The 14,895-nt window shown below is 62.5% G+C and carries 14 protein-coding genes; 9 read left to right on the forward strand and 5 right to left on the reverse strand.

Going from position 1 to position 14,895, the window contains the following annotated elements:
* Window position 1 precedes the first annotated feature (1 nt).
* The 3 genes from IAE36_RS14435 (at window position 2) to IAE36_RS14445 (ending at window position 3,275) form a co-directional block, all read left to right on the forward strand.
* The gene (locus tag IAE36_RS14435) at window positions 2-712 is read left to right on the forward strand and encodes a YebC/PmpR family DNA-binding transcriptional regulator (RefSeq protein WP_060481290.1); all 711 of its coding nucleotides are present in this window, start codon (window positions 2-4) and stop codon (window positions 710-712) included.
* 119 nt (window positions 713-831) lie between these two features.
* Window positions 832-1,776 (forward strand): LysR family transcriptional regulator, encoded by a 945-nt coding sequence (locus IAE36_RS14440; RefSeq protein ID WP_201213089.1) that lies wholly within the window; start codon window positions 832-834, stop codon window positions 1,774-1,776.
* Window positions 1,777-1,865: 89 nt separating this feature from the next.
* Window positions 1,866-3,275, forward strand: coding sequence for a DOPA decarboxylase (locus IAE36_RS14445; protein ID WP_201213091.1), 1,410 nt, complete (start codon window positions 1,866-1,868; stop codon window positions 3,273-3,275).
* A gap of 73 nt (window positions 3,276-3,348) precedes the next feature.
* On the opposite strand, the gene IAE36_RS14450 is transcribed toward IAE36_RS14445, so the two are convergent.
* A complete protein-coding gene (locus tag IAE36_RS14450) occupies window positions 3,349-4,722 on the reverse strand; it encodes an MFS transporter (RefSeq protein ID WP_201213093.1) in 1,374 nt (457 codons plus the stop codon).
* A gap of 288 nt (window positions 4,723-5,010) precedes the next feature.
* On the opposite strand from IAE36_RS14450, the gene quiC reads away from it, so the two are divergent.
* Window positions 5,011-6,918: a 3-dehydroshikimate dehydratase QuiC gene (quiC, locus tag IAE36_RS14455; RefSeq protein ID WP_201213094.1), complete on the forward strand. Its 1,908-nt coding sequence runs from the start codon at window positions 5,011-5,013 to the stop codon at window positions 6,916-6,918.
* A gap of 152 nt (window positions 6,919-7,070) precedes the next feature.
* On the opposite strand, the gene IAE36_RS14460 is transcribed toward quiC, so the two are convergent.
* The 3 genes from IAE36_RS14460 to IAE36_RS14470 form a co-directional block, all read right to left on the reverse strand.
* On the reverse strand, window positions 7,071-9,527 hold the full coding sequence (locus tag IAE36_RS14460; RefSeq protein WP_201213096.1) for a TonB-dependent siderophore receptor: 2,457 nt from the start codon (window positions 9,525-9,527) through the stop codon (window positions 7,071-7,073).
* A gap of 102 nt (window positions 9,528-9,629) precedes the next feature.
* Window positions 9,630-10,586 (reverse strand): FecR domain-containing protein, encoded by a 957-nt coding sequence (locus IAE36_RS14465; protein ID WP_201213097.1) that lies wholly within the window; start codon window positions 10,584-10,586, stop codon window positions 9,630-9,632.
* A complete protein-coding gene (locus IAE36_RS14470; protein ID WP_201213120.1) occupies window positions 10,583-11,119 on the reverse strand; it encodes a sigma-70 family RNA polymerase sigma factor in 537 nt (178 codons plus the stop codon). Before IAE36_RS14470 ends, IAE36_RS14465 begins: the two co-directional genes overlap by 4 nt.
* 328 nt (window positions 11,120-11,447) lie before the next feature.
* On the opposite strand from IAE36_RS14470, the gene IAE36_RS14475 reads away from it, so the two are divergent.
* The 4 genes from IAE36_RS14475 to IAE36_RS14490 all read left to right on the forward strand — a co-directional run bounded on the left by IAE36_RS14475 (window position 11,448) and on the right by IAE36_RS14490 (window position 13,990).
* Entirely contained in the window at window positions 11,448-11,756 is a 309-nt protein-coding gene (locus tag IAE36_RS14475) for a chorismate mutase (RefSeq protein WP_201213098.1), read from the forward strand.
* A gap of 11 nt (window positions 11,757-11,767) precedes the next feature.
* Window positions 11,768-12,493, forward strand: a complete 726-nt coding sequence (locus tag IAE36_RS14480; protein ID WP_201213099.1) for a hypothetical protein — start codon at window positions 11,768-11,770, stop codon at window positions 12,491-12,493.
* 90 nt (window positions 12,494-12,583) lie between these two features.
* Window positions 12,584-13,648 (forward strand): aldo/keto reductase, encoded by a 1,065-nt coding sequence (locus tag IAE36_RS14485; RefSeq protein ID WP_060481301.1) that lies wholly within the window; start codon window positions 12,584-12,586, stop codon window positions 13,646-13,648.
* A gap of 117 nt (window positions 13,649-13,765) precedes the next feature.
* Window positions 13,766-13,990, forward strand: a complete 225-nt coding sequence (locus IAE36_RS14490; protein ID WP_201213100.1) for a hypothetical protein — start codon at window positions 13,766-13,768, stop codon at window positions 13,988-13,990.
* On the opposite strand, the gene IAE36_RS14495 is transcribed toward IAE36_RS14490, so the two are convergent.
* Window positions 13,968-14,564, reverse strand: coding sequence for a GNAT family N-acetyltransferase (locus IAE36_RS14495; protein WP_236408909.1), 597 nt, complete (start codon window positions 14,562-14,564; stop codon window positions 13,968-13,970). The two genes, IAE36_RS14490 and IAE36_RS14495, sit on opposite strands and share 23 nt — an antisense overlap.
* Between IAE36_RS14495 and IAE36_RS14500 the strand changes: the two genes are divergently transcribed.
* Entirely contained in the window at window positions 14,557-14,841 is a 285-nt protein-coding gene (locus IAE36_RS14500; RefSeq protein WP_236408911.1) for a hypothetical protein, read from the forward strand. The genes IAE36_RS14495 and IAE36_RS14500 overlap by 8 nt on opposite strands.
* Window positions 14,842-14,895: the final 54 nt, after the last annotated feature.

The raw sequence follows: 14,895 nt of genomic DNA on the forward strand, positions 1-14,895 counted from the left end.
CATGGGCGCACAGTGGAAAGCCAAACATAAAGAAGCCGCGGCCAACGCCAAAGGCAAGGTCATGGGCAAGCTGTCCAAGGAAATCCAGATTGCCGCCAAGGCTGGCGCCGACCCGGATATGAACCCGCGCCTGCGCCTGGCCATCGACCAGGCCAAGAAAGCCTCGATGACCCGCGAGACCTTGGAACGGGCCATTCGCAAAGGTGCGGGCCTGGACGGTGATGCCGTGCAGTACGCGGCGGTCAGCTACGAAGGCTTCGCGCCGCACCAGGTGCCGTTGATCGTCGAGTGCCTGACCGACAACGTCAACCGCACCGTCGCGCAGATTCGTGTGCTGTTCCGCAAGGGCCAGCTGGGTGCCAGCGGCTCGGTCGCCTGGGACTTCAACCACGTTGGCCTGATCGAAGCCACCCCCACCGGCGACGCTGACCCGGAAATGGCTGCCATCGAAGCCGGTGCCCAGGACTTCGAGCCAGGGGACGAGGAAGGCTCCACGCTGTTCATCACCGACACCACGGACCTGGATGCGGTGCAGAAGGCGTTGCCGGAGCAGGGCTTCACCGTGACCTCTGCCAAGCTGGGTTACACCCCGAAAAACCCGGTGAGTGCGGCCAGCCTGAGCGCCGAAGCCCTGGCCGAGGTTGAAGCGTTTCTGGAAGCCATCGACGAAAACGATGACGTGCAGAACGTGTACGTGGGCCTGACCGAGTGACCTGCCTGGGCCGCTTTCGCGGCCCGATCGCCGGCAGCGCCGGCGGCCACGGCCGCGCGTGACCTCCGCCAGGTTGCGCCTGGCCTGTGGGGCTGTCGATACCCCCGAGGGCAGCCTGCATGAACCCTAGTTTCGCCTCCCTCAGCCTGGCGCACCTGCGCACGCTGGAGCATCTGCTGCAACTGAAGAACCTGAGTCACGCTGCCGAGCGGCTGGGCGTCAGCCAGTCGGCCCTGAGCCGGCAACTGGCCCACCTGCGAGAAGCGTTCGACGACCCGCTGCTGGTGCGCCAAGGGCGTGGCTATGTGCTCAGCGAGCACGCCGAGGCCCTGGTCGAACCCCTGCGCCAGGTGCTTGAAGAGCTTCACAGTCTGCGCCAGCCCGCCGTCTTTGACCCTGCCCGCTGTGAACGGCGTTTTTGCCTGGCCGCCTCGGATTACGTGGCCGAGCACATGTTGCCGCTGCTGGTGGCAGCGCTGGAGCAGGAGGCACCTGGGGTGTGTCTGGAGTACCGCACCTGGCAGGCCGGGCAATACGCCTTGCTTGCCAGTGGCGAAATTGACCTGGCCACCACCCTGTTCGACGAGTCGCCGCCCAACCTGCATGGGCGCCTGCTGGGCGAAGACCGGGCCGTGTGCCTGATGCGGCGCAACCACCCGCTTGCCGCCCACCCCGTGCTCGGCCAGGGCGATTACCTGGCGCACAAGCATGTGCGTATTTCCGGGGGTGGCGACAAGGACAGCTTCATCGACCGCCATTTGCGGGCGCAGGGCCTGCAACGTCGGGTAGGCCTGGAGGTGCCGTTTTTCTCCGCTGCGGTGCAGGTGATCGCGGCCAGCCAGGCGGTAGCGACGGTGCCCGAGCATATTGCGCGGCAACTGTGCCGCCTGCATGCGCTGGCCTGGCGGCCACTGGGCTTCGTGGAACACACCCAGCGTTATTGGGTGGTCTGGCATCAGCGCCTGCAGGCCTCGGCTGAGCATCGGTGGTTGCGCAACCGGGTGTTCGAGCTGTGGCGTCAGTCGCAGTTCGGCGTGCAGGGTGGCATTGCGGGTTCGCCATAGCAGCTATGCACGAAGCGGGGTTATTCGCCAGGGGCACTGTGCCTAGACTAGAGCAGTATCTGGCAATCACATTCCTCAGGAGAGCCCCCGTGACCCCCGAACAATTCCGCCAATACGGCCACCAGCTGATCGACCTGATTGCCGACTACCGCCAGACCGTGGGCGAGCGGCCGGTGATGGCTCAGGTTGAGCCCGGCTACCTGAAGGCGGTATTGCCTGACGCCGCTCCGCAACAGGGCGAGGCGTTCGAAGCGATCCTCGCGGATGTCCAGCAGGCGATCATGCCTGGGTTGTCCCATTGGCAGCACCCGGACTTCTACGGCTATTTCCCCTCCAACGGCACCTTGTCGTCGGTGTTGGGCGATTTTCTCAGCACCGGCCTGGGCGTGCTGGGCCTGTCCTGGCAGTCCAGCCCGGCCTTGAGCGAGCTGGAAGAAACCACCTTGGGCTGGTTGCGTGAGTTGCTGGGTTTGTCGGCCCAGTGGAGCGGGGTGATCCAGGACACCGCGTCGACCAGCACGCTGGTTGCGCTGATCAGCGCCCGTGAACGCGCCACCGATTACGCCCTGGTGCGTGGCGGCCTGCAGGCCGAAGCCAGGCCGCTGATCGTGTATGTCAGCGCCCATGCCCACAGCTCGGTAGACAAGGCGGCGCTGCTGGCCGGCTTCGGGCGCGCCAATATTCGGCTTATCCCCACCGACGAACGCTACGCCTTGCGCCCAGAGGCACTGCAGGCCGCCATCGAACAGGACCTGGCGGCCGGCAACCAGCCGTGCGCGGTGGTCGCTACCACCGGCACCACCACCACCACGGCCCTCGACCCGCTAAGCGCTATCGGCGCCATCGCCCAGGCGCACAAGCTGTGGCTGCACGTGGATTCCGCCATGGCGGGTTCGGCGATGATCCTGCCCGAGTGCCGGTGGATGTGGGGCGGCATCGAGCTGGCGGACTCGGTGGTGGTTAACGCGCACAAGTGGTTGGGGGTGGCGTTCGACTGCTCGATCTACTACGTGCGTGATCCGCAGCACCTGATCCGCGTCATGAGCACCAACCCCAGCTACTTGCAGTCGGCCGTGGATGGCGAGGTAAAGAACCTGCGCGACTGGGGTATCCCGCTGGGGCGCAGGTTCCGGGCCCTGAAGTTGTGGTTCATGTTGCGCAGCGAAGGGGTAGAGGCGTTGCAGGCACGTCTGCGGCGCGACCTCGACAATGCACAGTGGTTGGCCGGGCAGGTAGCGGCTGCCGCCGATTGGGAGTTGCTGGCGCCGGTGCAGTTGCAAACCCTGTGCATTCGGCATCGGCCTGCGGGGCTGGAAGGCGAGGCGCTGGATACCCATACCCGGGGTTGGGCGCAACGGCTGAACGCTTCCGGGGCAGCTTACGTGACACCGGCCACGCTGGATGGCCGCTGGATGGTGCGGGTTTCGATTGGCGCGTTGCCGACCGAACGGGCAGATGTGGAGCGGCTGTGGCGGTGGCTGCAGGGGGTGGTGAACTGATTGTCAGACAGCGCCTTGGGTGGCGGAGCGCAGCTTGCGATCTGCCACCCAAGGCGCTGGGATCAATGACCGATCAGTGGCTCACGGCCTGCAAGCTCCCCTTGCGGCTGGCCTCATAGGCCTCCTTCTCCATCGGCTTGGCCTGCGGATTACCCAAGTCTTCCATGGTCAGGCGATGGGTTTCCGGCGCGATGTAGGCCGCCAGTGCACACACGCAAGTGATGAAGAACGCCAGGCCGCCGACTACCAGCGGAATGTTGTCCGAGCCAGGCGGCGCCACCAGGGCGAACAGCGCCGGCAGCATGGCGGTGAGCATGGTGCCGATGTTCTGCGCGATGGCCATGGCCGAAACGCGGTAGCGGGTCTGGAACAGCTCTGGGTAGAAGCTTGGGAACACCGCGTTGTAGCCCTGGTAGACCATGCCCCACATGACGATCGACGAAGCGAAGGCCAGCGGCACGTTCTGGATGCTGATCGCGTACAGGTACACGAAGGCCAGCAGCCCCGAGCCCAGGCACCCGGCAATCATGGTCGGGCGACGGCCAATGCGGTCTGAAAGGTTGCCCACGAACGGGATCACCAGCACTGCCACGATATTGCCCACCACCGGAATCCACAGGTACACGCTCTTGTCGAACCCGATGCCATAGGCCGGCTGTACCGCGTAGGCCGCGCCGAAGATGGTGGCGACCACTGGGATCACGTTCATCAGTGCCATGAACATCACCAGCACCATGTGCTTCCAGCTGTGGCGGAAGGCTTCGCTGATGGGTGACTTGGCTACCTTGGCCTGCTTTTCTTCCTTCACGAACGCGGGGGTTTCATGTACTTCCTTGCGGATGATGAAGCCTGCAATCAGCACCACTGCGCTCATCAGGAACGGAATGCGCCAGCCCCAGTCATTGAACGCCTCGCTAGGCATGAAGTAAGCCAGCGGCAGGAACACGGCGGCAGCCATCACCTGGCCGGCCTGTACCCCTTGCAGGGTAAAGCTGGCGTAGTAACCGCGTCGCCCGAACGGGGCATGTTCCATGATCATCGAGCTGGCGCCGGAGATTTCACCCGCCACGGCAAAGCCCTGAACCAGCCGCAACAGCACCAGCAGGGCGGGTGCCAGCATGCCGATGTCGTGGTAGGTGGGCAGCAGGCCGACGGCCATGGTCGAGATGCCCATCAGGAACATGCACAACAGCAGCACGTTCTTGCGACCGCGCGTGTCGCCCCAGTGGCCGAGCACGAAGGCACCGACCGGGCGCGCCAGGTAGCCCACACCGTAGGTGGCCAGCGAGGCAATGATGGCCATTTTAGGGTCGGTATTGGGGAAGAATATCTGCGGGAAAATCAGTGCAGCGGCTTGGGCGTAGATGAAGAAGTCGTAGTACTCGAGTGCCGAGCCTATCCATCCACTGGCGGTCGCTTTCTTGGCTTGAGAGCTGGAGTGAGCCATCGTTGTCTCCGTTGTTATTGTTGTAGCGCAGGCTCCGGCTGGAAACGCCAAGGCAGGAGGCGGTGAACATTGGGCCTGCGTCTGTGATGCATGTTGACCACGGGCCAGCGGTCAGGCAATTCGCTAAAACGGGTTTCGTGCGATAATCGAACGCAAAACTAACCATTCCGTACAAAGGGATTGAAGCGCCGACTTTACCTGCGAATAATCCATCGTGCCAGAAACTGTAACGGGGGTTTTGCATCCCCGCTGGCCCCGTGATCCCCCTGACAACAAGGAACTCCCGCCATGCAGCGTTCGATCGCCACCGTGTCCTTGAGCGGCACCCTGCCGGAAAAGCTCGAGGCCATCGCCGCCGCCGGCTTCGACGGCGTCGAAATCTTCGAGAACGACCTGCTGTACTACGCCGGCAGCCCGCGCCAGGTACGCCAGATGTGCGCCGACCTGGGGCTCGCCGTGACGCTGTTCCAGCCATTTCGCGATTTCGAAGGCTGCCGCCGCGATCGCCTGCAGAAAAACCTTGACCGAGCCGAGCGCAAGTTCGACCTGATGCAGGAACTGGGCACCGACCTGGTGCTGGTGTGCAGCAATGTGCAGGCCGACGCGCTGGGCGACGAGCAACTGCTGGTCGACGACCTGCGCCTGCTGGCAGAGCACGCTGGCAAGCGCGGCTTGCGCATCGGCTACGAGGCCTTGGCCTGGGGCCGCCATGTGAATACCTACCAGCAGGTATGGAACCTGGTACGCCAGGCGGATCACGCCGCCCTGGGTGTGATCCTGGACAGCTTCCACACCTTGTCGCTCAAGGGTGACCCCGCCGCCATCCGCGATATTCCCGCCGACAAGATCTTCTTCGTACAAATGGCCGACGCGCCAATCCTGGCCATGGATGTGCTGGAGTGGAGCCGCCATTTCCGCTGCTTCCCGGGGCAGGGTGAGATGGACATGGCCGGGTTCCTGGCGCCGATTCTGGCCACGGGTTACCGCGGGCCGTTGTCCCTGGAAATCTTCAACGACGGTTTCCGCGCTGCGCCGCCGCGGCAGAACGCCGCCGACGGCCTGCGTTCACTGCTGTACCTCGAAGAGCAGACGCGCTTGCGCCTGGAGCAGGAAGGCACTGGCATCGAACCGGGCGTGCTGTTCGCGCCGCCTGCTGCCAGCACCTACGACGGCGTTGAGTTTCTGGAGTTCGCCGTGGATGAAGCGGTGGGCGCGCGCCTGAACGGTTGGCTCAAGAAACTGGGCTTTGCCGAAGCGGGCCAGCACCGGAGCAAGGACGTACAACTGCTGCGCCAGGGTGATATCAACATCGTGCTCAATGCTGAGCCTTACTCGTTCGGTCACAACTTCTTTGAAGCCCACGGGCCTTCGCTGTGCGCTACTGCCTTGCGGGTGAGGGACCAGCAGGCGGCCCTCAAGCGCGCCACGGCGTTCCGGGGCCAACCGTTCCGCGGGCTGGTCGGGCCCAACGAGTGCGAGGTGCCGGCCGTGCGCGCCCCGGATGGCAGCCTGCTGTATCTGGTGGAGCAGGGCAGTGCGGGCCAGAGCCTGTATGACACCGACTTCAGCCTGAACCCGAGCGCCGCGCCCACCGGCGGGCTGCAGCGTATCGACCACATGGCGCTGGCGCTGCCGGCCGAGTCGCTGGACAGCTGGGTGCTGTTCTACAAGAGCCTGTTCGGCTTTGCCGCTGATGACGAAGTGGTGCTGCCTGACCCTTACGGCCTGGTGAAAAGCCGCGCCCTGCGCAGCCCCTGCGGTACGCTGCGCTTGCCGCTGAACATCTCGGAAAACCGCAACACCGCCATTGCCCATGCGCTGTCCAGTTACCGGGGGTCGGGTGTGCACCACATCGCATTCGATTGCACGGACATCTTCCGCGAAGTGGCCCGGGCCAAGCTGGCGGGGGCGCCGTTGCTGGAAATCCCGCTCAATTACTACGATGACCTGGCTGCGCGGTTTGACTTCGATGACGAGTTTCTTAGCGAGCTGGCTTATTACAACGTGCTCTATGACCGTGATGCGCAGGGGGGAGAGCTGTTCCACGTGTATACCGAGCCGTTCGAGGATCGGTTCTTCTTTGAGATTATCCAGCGCAAAGGGGGGTACGCGGGGTATGGGGCGGCCAACGTGGCGGTGCGGTTGGCGGCGATGGCCAAGGCTCGCAGTGGGGTGGCGCGTAAGCCGGTGTTGTAGAGGTGGGTTTGACGGTTGAATGCGCTTTGTGGGTTTTGATAGGGGCATAGTCCTTTTGCTAGGGGGACGCTGATTCAGTTTTTTGGCGGACTGTCATTTTTGTTCGGGCCGGTAGTGGCCTGCCGCCAGGCAGGCCGTTATACGACGGCCGTTCAGAACTTCCAGCGAGCGTTGATCACCGCGTTGCGCGGGTCGCCGTAGGACCCCGAGTTGAACGTGCCCAGCCCGTCGTAATACGTCTTGTCGAACAGGTTGTTCACGTTCAGACCCACGCTCAGGTTCGAGTCGACTTCATAGTTGGCCAGCAACCCGACCACGCCGAACGGCCGCTGGTGAGCCTTGGTCCCAAAGGCTTCGTTGACCGCGTAAATGTCGCTCTGCCAGGTCATGTTGCCGCCCACCGTCAGCTTGTTCAGTTCGCCGTGCAGGCGATAGGTGGTGCCGAGTTTGAACAGGTTCATCGGCTGGTTGGTTTCGACGCGATGGTCATCCTTGTCGTGGGATTCGCGGTAGGTGTAGCCGCCGATGACGTTCCACCCGGGCAGCACTTCGCCGGAGATTTCTGTCTCGACGCCCCGCGTGGTAGTACCGCTGATGGCCTGATACACCTCGCGGCCGTCTTCGCCAGTGTCGACAAATTGCGGTGTGTTCTTCTGCTTCACCTCAAACAGCGCAACGCTCGCGTTCAGCGCGCCGTCGTAGAACGAGCCCTTGAGGCCCACCTCGTAGTTGTCGCCTTCCAGCGGTTTGAGCGAGGTGTTGCCTGCCGTTTTGTAGAAGGTCTGTGGCAGGAAAATGCTGGTCCAGCTGGCGTAGACCGAGTAAGTATCGTTCAGCTCGTAGATGACGCCTGCGTACGGCGTGACCACGCCAGTCTTCTTGGTGCGATCACTGCTGGTGGATTCGCCGGTGAAATCGTCGCTGCTGTCGTCCTTTTCCGTCCAAGAACTGACCCGCGTGCCAAGGATCACCGACAGCGCATCCGCAGGTTTCAAGCGCACGGCCCCGTAGACGCCGTTCTGACCGAGGCGCGTCAGGTTCTCACCGGTTTTGCCCAGGTGCGGTTTGCCACCGGGGTTGCCATCGTAGGTGTAAATGTTGTCGACCGAGGGCGTTGCACGCTCATAGTCCGGGTAGTTGAGGTGGGTGTACGCCACGTTGGCGCCGAACACCAGCTCATGATCGCGGCCACCCAGTTCAAACGGCCCGGTGACGTACAGGTCGCCGTTGTCCTGGGTCTGATAGCTGTCCAGCCGGTTGACGTACATGCGCACGCCGCCACCGGTTTCGAAATCCGGCGCACCGGCACTGGCCGAGCCGACCACGCCGTGGCGGTAGCCGTACTGATGGGTGTAGGCGGCTTTGAGGGCCCAGTTGTTGGCGAGTTTCTGTTCCAGCACGGTGCTGAAGTTGTACAGCGTGTTGTTCAGGTAGCTCCATTTCGCGCCGGGGTTGAATGAACGGGAAAAATGGGTCGCGGTGCCGTTGCTGTTGAACAGCGGGATGTGGCCGAAGCTGACGCCGTCGGAGTCGTTGTTCTGGTAATCGAGGCTGAAGCGCAGCAGCGTGTCTTCGCTCAGGTCCACGTCCACCGCGCCGTACATCACGCGTTTCTCGGTTTTGTACGAGTCGATGAAGGAACCGGCGGTTTGGTACACGCTGACCAGCCGCCCCCGCACATTGCCGCTGTCGGTCAACGGCCCCGCCACATCGGCCTCCGCCCGATAGCGGTCCCACGCACCGGCCTCACCGTACACGTACCCCTGAAACTCCGAGGTCGGGCGTTTGCGAATCAGGTTCAGCGTCGCCGACGGAGTGCCCGCTCCGCTCAACAGGCCGGTGGCGCCGCGCACGACTTCCACGCGGTCGTAAATCGCCATGTCGGCCAGGGTGCTGGTGTACTGCTGGGATTCGTTGGCCGTCTGGGAAGGAATGCCGTCGTATTCGAAGTTTTGAATCTGGAAGCCGCGCGAGTAAAAGGTGTAGCGATCACTGTCTCGGTGGTTGCTGGACAGGCCCGGCGTGAACTTGACCACGTCGTCCAGCGACGCCAAGTGGTGATCGGTCATGACCTGGCGCGGGATCACAGTGACGGACTGCGGGGTCTCTTTCAGCGACAGCCCCATCTTGGTGGCGGTGCTGGTCTGGCGCGGGGTGTAAGTGCCGGTATTCTCGGTGGTCTCATCGATTCCCGTACCGACGACGCTGGTGGCGCTGAGTTGCAGGGCCGAGGTTTTCTTGGCGCGGTACAGCACGTAAACCCCTTGTACGCCGGGGGCGGCAATCAGGTCCGAGCCCGCGAGCAACGTCGCGAAGCCTTGGTCCACGCTGTACGTGCCGTTGAGTCCGGCGCTTTGCTGGCCATCGGTCAAACCCGTCTGAAACGACAGCACCACGCCTGCTTCATTGGCGAAACGGCCCAATACCGCGCCCAGCGGCCCCGCTGCGATGGCGTAGTTTTTCTGCACGCTGGCTGCCTGCGCGTACGCCCCGCCCAGCAAGATTGGCTCCAGCCACGCGAGCGATGCTCCCAGTACGGCGAGTTTCAAGGTGGTGCGGGGCTTGAACGCAAAGGGATGTCGGGTGGCGGTTTTTGACGGGGTGCGCATGTTGGCTCCTGATGCCCTTTTCGGGCGTTGTAAGGGTCTCTTACAAGGAGTCGCGCGAGCGTGCGCAAATCGACAATGTCACCCCAAAAAGAATGAAAAAGGTCAGACGGACGCTTGATGCTCAACCAGACGCGTCCAGAAATCGGTATAGCGCACCACCTTGACCGGCAACGAGCGGGCAATCGCTGACAGCGCCAGATCGATGTCATCCAGCGGATAGGAACCCGAGACCCGAAGGTGCGCAATCTCCGGCGCGCAACCGAGGTATCCACTGCGATAGCGCTGCAATTCACTGATGAGACGGTCCAGGCGCCAGCCATCGACCACGAGTCGCCCGCTAACCCACGTGTCAGCCAGAGGGTCCAGCGGGTGACGGTCGAACAGCGTGCGAGCGTTGAGGCTCACGGTCTGGCCGCTGTCGATGATCGTCTGCTCTCCCGGCGCGCCTTCAGGGCGAACCGCCACCGCATGCTGAAACACGGTCAACTGCGTGACACCGTCCTGCTGCCGCACGCTGAAACGAGTGCCCAGTGCCTCCATCTCACCCTGTGCGCTGCGCACGATGAGGGGCCGGGGATCCTTGGCGGTTTCGATGAAGATTTCGCCATGGCGCAGCAGAATCAGTCGCGCCTCTGCGTTGAACACGATGTCTACGGCACTGGCCGTGTTCAGGACAAGCGTACTGCCATCGGCCAATGTGCGGGTCAGGCGCTCGCCAGTGTCAGTGCGCAGATCGGCGAGCAACACGGGCACTTCGCGATACCCCGCCCAGCCCAGCGCGCCAAGACCGGCACACAGCGCAACCGTTTTGAGCACGCCACGTCGCCCGAATGAAGCGCGACCTGCGCGATCCAGTACCTGATACCCCAGCGCGCCCCTGGCATTGCCCAGTTGTGCCTGCAATAGCGCGACCCGTTCCCAGGCCCAAGGGTGCAAGGGGTTTTCGTCGTGCCAGGTCTGGAACTGGCGCTGCATCGTGGCGTCACCTGGCGTGGCGCCCATTCGTGCAAACCAGTGCGCCGCTGCGCTCAAGGCCTGATGCTCGGGGGAATGGTTCACGCGCCGTGGTCCAGCTGGAACAGCAGACAATGCTCGGTGGCGCGGGCGATGTATTTGGTCACCGAACTCACCGATACGCCCAGTTGTTCAGCAATGTCCTTGTAAGCCAGACCCTGCAACTGCGCGAGCAGGAACGCGTTCTTCACCCGCTTGCCCAGCCCGCTGAGCATCGAGTCCAGCGCGTGCAGGGTTTCCAGCAGCATCAGGCGTTCTTCCGGGGAGACAGCGTAACGTTCGGGCTGTTCAGCCAGGATTTGCAGGTAGGCCTCTTCCACCGACCGACGCCGAAAACTGTCGACCATGACCCGTCGGGCGATGGTGACCAGAAAGTGTCTGGGTTCGATCAATTTGTGGGTGATCGGTTGTTTGCGGTCCTCCAGTAACACGCGCATGAACGTGTCTTGCGCCATGTCAGCGGCCTGATGAGAACAGCCCAGACGACCCCGCAGCCAATTCACCAGCCAGCCATGATGAGCGCCATACAGCGTCGCGACGCCCTGATCAGAATGGGAAGAGGAAGAATGAGCGGCCATGGTGGGAAACACAGGCAAACAGGAATGGTTCGCAATATATTTCAATCGGAAACATTCGGCAATGTGCGTCGCGCCAGGCTTTGGGCGTGCAGGGGGAAGGAATGTTTGCCGATGTCGATGCCGATCAGGGTGACCCTGTTCATGCTGATGGCCTGCGCAGTAAAAAGCACCCTGCGAAAGCGTACGCTTTGCAGGATGCTGGGGTGAACTAAATGAACGTAGCAGTTGCCGCACCCCATGCGAGCCTCTACGCTTGCCGGCTGGATCAAACCGAACCTCGCTAACCGATTAAAACCATCCTCAATACCAACCCAAGGAAATCTGGCGAATGGATACGCGTTGCACCTCTCTGGACGAAGTCCGCCAGCGCATCGATGAGATCGACCGGCACGTCGTGTCGCTGCTGGCCAGCCGCGGCGACCTGGTGGCGCAAGCTGCCGGCTTCAAGAAAACCACCGACGACGTACGTGCCCCGGCGCGCGTCGAGCAGGTCATCGCCAAGGTACGCGCCATGGCGCAAGAAACCGGTGCCTCACCGGTGGTCGTGGAGCAGGTCTACCGGGCAATGATCTCGGCGTTCATCGCCGATGAACTGGCCACCTATGCTCAATTGGCCAACCAGGCTTCAGCCACCTGACGAGCGTGACGATGGAGGTGGTGACAGTGTTCAAACGCGCCAGTATTACCCTGCTGATGCTTGCAGTGACCTCGCTCGCTGGCTGCATCCCCTGGCAGCGCGAGCGTGCTGCGTATGCGGACCTGTGCGAGTCCGAGTTCCAGTTCAAGGTGCCCGGCCCGCAGGGTGAGACCACGGTGTACCTTGAAACCTACCTCTACGACCACGCGGCCCGCTGGCGGGATCAGCCCTACGAACAGGGGTTGCACGTGGAGTACCCTGGCGAGCGCTACAAACAGCCAGAGTTCTACGTGCAGATGATTGCCTACAACCAGGACCGCGCCCGGCCCTCAGCAGGCTCGACCCGTGGCGTGCCACCTGTGCCGGTGCTCTACGACAGCCGCCAGGCCTACATCACCTTTGCCGATGGTACACGGCTGAACGCGCGCCCCGAGGTCTATGTTGGCAGCGACGACATTCACGACTTCCCCTCGTTGACCGAGCAGTCCGCCCGACCTTCGCCCTACGACATCAACAGCGATGAAGTGCACCGGCTGATTCCCAAGCTCACCAACAACAAGCGATATGGCTCGGCCTATGTGATCTTCCAAACCAACCAGTTCAATGCCGACTCCAGGTGGACCATTCACCTGGGTAGCTTGCAGGTTGCTGGGCAGACGCTGGCCATCCCGCCGCAGAAGCTCTGCTATCACCCAGTCAAGAAATGGATCGGCATAGAGCCCCTCATGCGGCCCTGACAAGTTTTCACGCCAGGTGCGTGTGTGACGGATGGAACGATTCAGCCGCCATTGCCGTCGGTACTTCAGGTCTTTTGAAAGGAGTACCCCATGAAGTACCGTGCACTTGGCAATACCGGGCTGATGGTGTCCGAACTGGTCGTAGGGACCGTCCCGTTTGGTGGGCGCGGCGCCTTCGAGAAAACCGGCAGTGTGGATGTGGACCTGGCCAGGCGCATGTTCGACGCGGCCTTTGATGCGGGCGTCAACCTGGTGGACACGGCCGACCTGTATTCCCATGGGCTGGCTGAGGAGATCGTGGGCAAGGCGCTGGGCGAGCGACGTCAGTCGATCATCCTGGCCAGCAAGGCGCGCAGCCCGATGGGTGACAACCCCAACGACAGCGGCGCGTCACGCTATCACCTGATCCGCGCTTGTGAAGCCAGCCTCAAGCGCCTTGGCACTGACCACATTGACCTGTACCAGATCCACAACTGGGACGGCGTTACGCCTGTCGAGGAGACCCTTGCAGCCTTGGACCACCTGGTGCAAAGCGGCAAGATCCGCTACTTCGGCACCTCCAACTACACCGCCTGGCAGATGATGAAAACCCTCGGCAGTGCCCAGCTCAATGGCTGGCAGCAGCCGGTGTCCCAACAGATCTACTACACCCCTGAGTCGCGCGAGGCCGAGTACGAGCTTTTGCCGATGGCCATCGACCAGGGCTTCGCAACGCTGGTGTGGGGGCCACTGGGGGAGGGCTTGTTGACCGGCAAGGTCCGCCGCGGGCAGCAGACGCCAAAGGGCACGCGCCAGGGCAACGACTGGCCGGAACCCTATGTGCACGACCGCGAGCGCGCCTACGACATCATCGAAACGCTGATTTCGGTCGGGGAACGGCATGGCTGCTCACCCGCGCGGGTATGCCTGGCTTGGCTGAAGGACCGGCCCGGTATCACCAGCGTCATCACCGCCGGGCGCACGCTTGAACAGTTGCAGGACAACCTGCAGGCCGTGGCGCTGAAGCTGACGTGCGAAGACCTGCAACAGATCGAGAACGCTACCCGCTTGGCACCGCAGTACCCTTACTGGCACCGCATTGCGGCCGGCATGGACCGGATCGATCCCGCCGAAGCACCATTCATCGAGGCCTATCGAGAAACCATGAAGCAGTAACCGTTACCTCAACAGGGCGGGTCTGCCCTGATGGATAGGGCTGCGAGCACCCCGACATGAATCTTTTCCTGTCCTGTCGGTCAGGTAATAAGACCCCCACTCATGATCGAGGTGCTCATGCAAACGTTCACCGTTCACTATCTGCTCAACGGCAACGCGTCCAGCCATACCTTTGAGCTGAACCAGGCTGAGCTCCCCGCCCACGACGCTGCGCTGCACCTGATCGTGCTGCACTTTGGTGATGGCGAGAACAGCCTGGTGATGCCGCCAGCCGATGCCACGCCTGCAGAGGTACTGGCGCAGGCTGAAGTGTTGGGGCTTACTCAGATAGAGGTTGCCTAGCCCTGTCCGCCAGCGACTTCTCCATGACAACGGTGCGCTCTAGGCCGTGAAGGACTTCGCGGACCTTGCGATACCCCAGCTTGGCGTAGAAGCCTTGCGCCGTAACGGAGGACGGAACCTTCAACAGGGCAAAACCGCGTTTGAGTGCCTCACATTCCACGCGGTGGACCAGTTGTTCACCGATGCCTGAGCGTTGGTTCGCCGGGTTGACGAACACGCTCCTGAGAACGTCGCTTTCAAGGCTCGCGGTTGCCACGATGCCGTCACTGACGGCGACAAACATTATCCGCCGTTCGAGCAACTGCGCTACAGCAGCCGGCGTGAACGACATGGCTACACGGCCCAGCGTTTCCGCGTCGTAGTCGGCCGCATTGGTTACGCGCAGCGTGGCCAGTATCACGCTGCTTATGCCCTGTGCGTCGTCTGAGGTGGCTTCACGAATGTGGTAGTCCAAAAAACCCTCCCGATCATTGCTGCGCCATTGGTCGCCCATCAGGCACTCCCGGATCAGCCAGCGGCTCTGAATTTCAGGTGCACATTCAAGCGCCTTTATCAGGAGAATGCCAATGTCCATTGATCACAACATCACTGACACCGATGAAGGCCATGGCTCCGGCCTGGAGCAGACGCCATCCGAACCTAAGCAGGGTGCTGGGGAAAATGGGTCCCAGAAGCGCCCTGAAGACTGGAACCCACCGCCAGGCAACCCCGGTTCCGATCAGGACAGCCAAGTACCCCGCGACAACGGCACTGCACGTACCCACGAGGACGAGGCCCGTGATGCGGATGTGCTGGAGGAAGACATGAAGGATGTTGAGGCTAACAACTCTGTTTCAAACGAGCACCCTTGACTCAGGTATTTAATGATGAGCTGCTCTGAAGCGGGTAGCGCTGACCGGTGCGGT

It is taken from the genome of Pseudomonas sp. S36, from assembly GCF_016647875.1.
Taxonomy (GTDB): Bacteria; Pseudomonadota; Gammaproteobacteria; order Pseudomonadales; family Pseudomonadaceae; genus Aquipseudomonas; species Aquipseudomonas parafulva.

What these genes read in the sequence shown, in the direction of transcription:
- IAE36_RS14460 (WP_201213096.1), bottom strand. Translation starts at nt 9,527, where the DNA reads ATGCGCACCCCGTCAAAAACCGCCACCCGACATCCCTTTGCGTTCAAG.
- IAE36_RS14480 (WP_201213099.1), top strand. Translation starts at nt 11,768, where the DNA reads ATGGAGGTGGTGACAGTGTTCAAACGCGCCAGTATTACCCTGCTGATG.
- IAE36_RS14435 (WP_060481290.1), top strand. Translation starts at nt 2, where the DNA reads ATGGGCGCACAGTGGAAAGCCAAACATAAAGAAGCCGCGGCCAACGCC.
- quiC (WP_201213094.1), top strand. Translation starts at nt 5,011, where the DNA reads ATGCAGCGTTCGATCGCCACCGTGTCCTTGAGCGGCACCCTGCCGGAA.
- IAE36_RS14450 (WP_201213093.1), bottom strand. Translation starts at nt 4,722, where the DNA reads ATGGCTCACTCCAGCTCTCAAGCCAAGAAAGCGACCGCCAGTGGATGG.
- IAE36_RS14500 (WP_236408911.1), top strand. Translation starts at nt 14,557, where the DNA reads ATGTCCATTGATCACAACATCACTGACACCGATGAAGGCCATGGCTCC.
- IAE36_RS14470 (WP_201213120.1), bottom strand. Translation starts at nt 11,119, where the DNA reads ATGGCCGCTCATTCTTCCTCTTCCCATTCTGATCAGGGCGTCGCGACG.
- IAE36_RS14495 (WP_236408909.1), bottom strand. Translation starts at nt 14,564, where the DNA reads ATGGACATTGGCATTCTCCTGATAAAGGCGCTTGAATGTGCACCTGAA.
- IAE36_RS14490 (WP_201213100.1), top strand. Translation starts at nt 13,766, where the DNA reads ATGCAAACGTTCACCGTTCACTATCTGCTCAACGGCAACGCGTCCAGC.
- IAE36_RS14475 (WP_201213098.1), top strand. Translation starts at nt 11,448, where the DNA reads ATGGATACGCGTTGCACCTCTCTGGACGAAGTCCGCCAGCGCATCGAT.
- IAE36_RS14440 (WP_201213089.1), top strand. Translation starts at nt 832, where the DNA reads ATGAACCCTAGTTTCGCCTCCCTCAGCCTGGCGCACCTGCGCACGCTG.
- IAE36_RS14485 (WP_060481301.1), top strand. Translation starts at nt 12,584, where the DNA reads ATGAAGTACCGTGCACTTGGCAATACCGGGCTGATGGTGTCCGAACTG.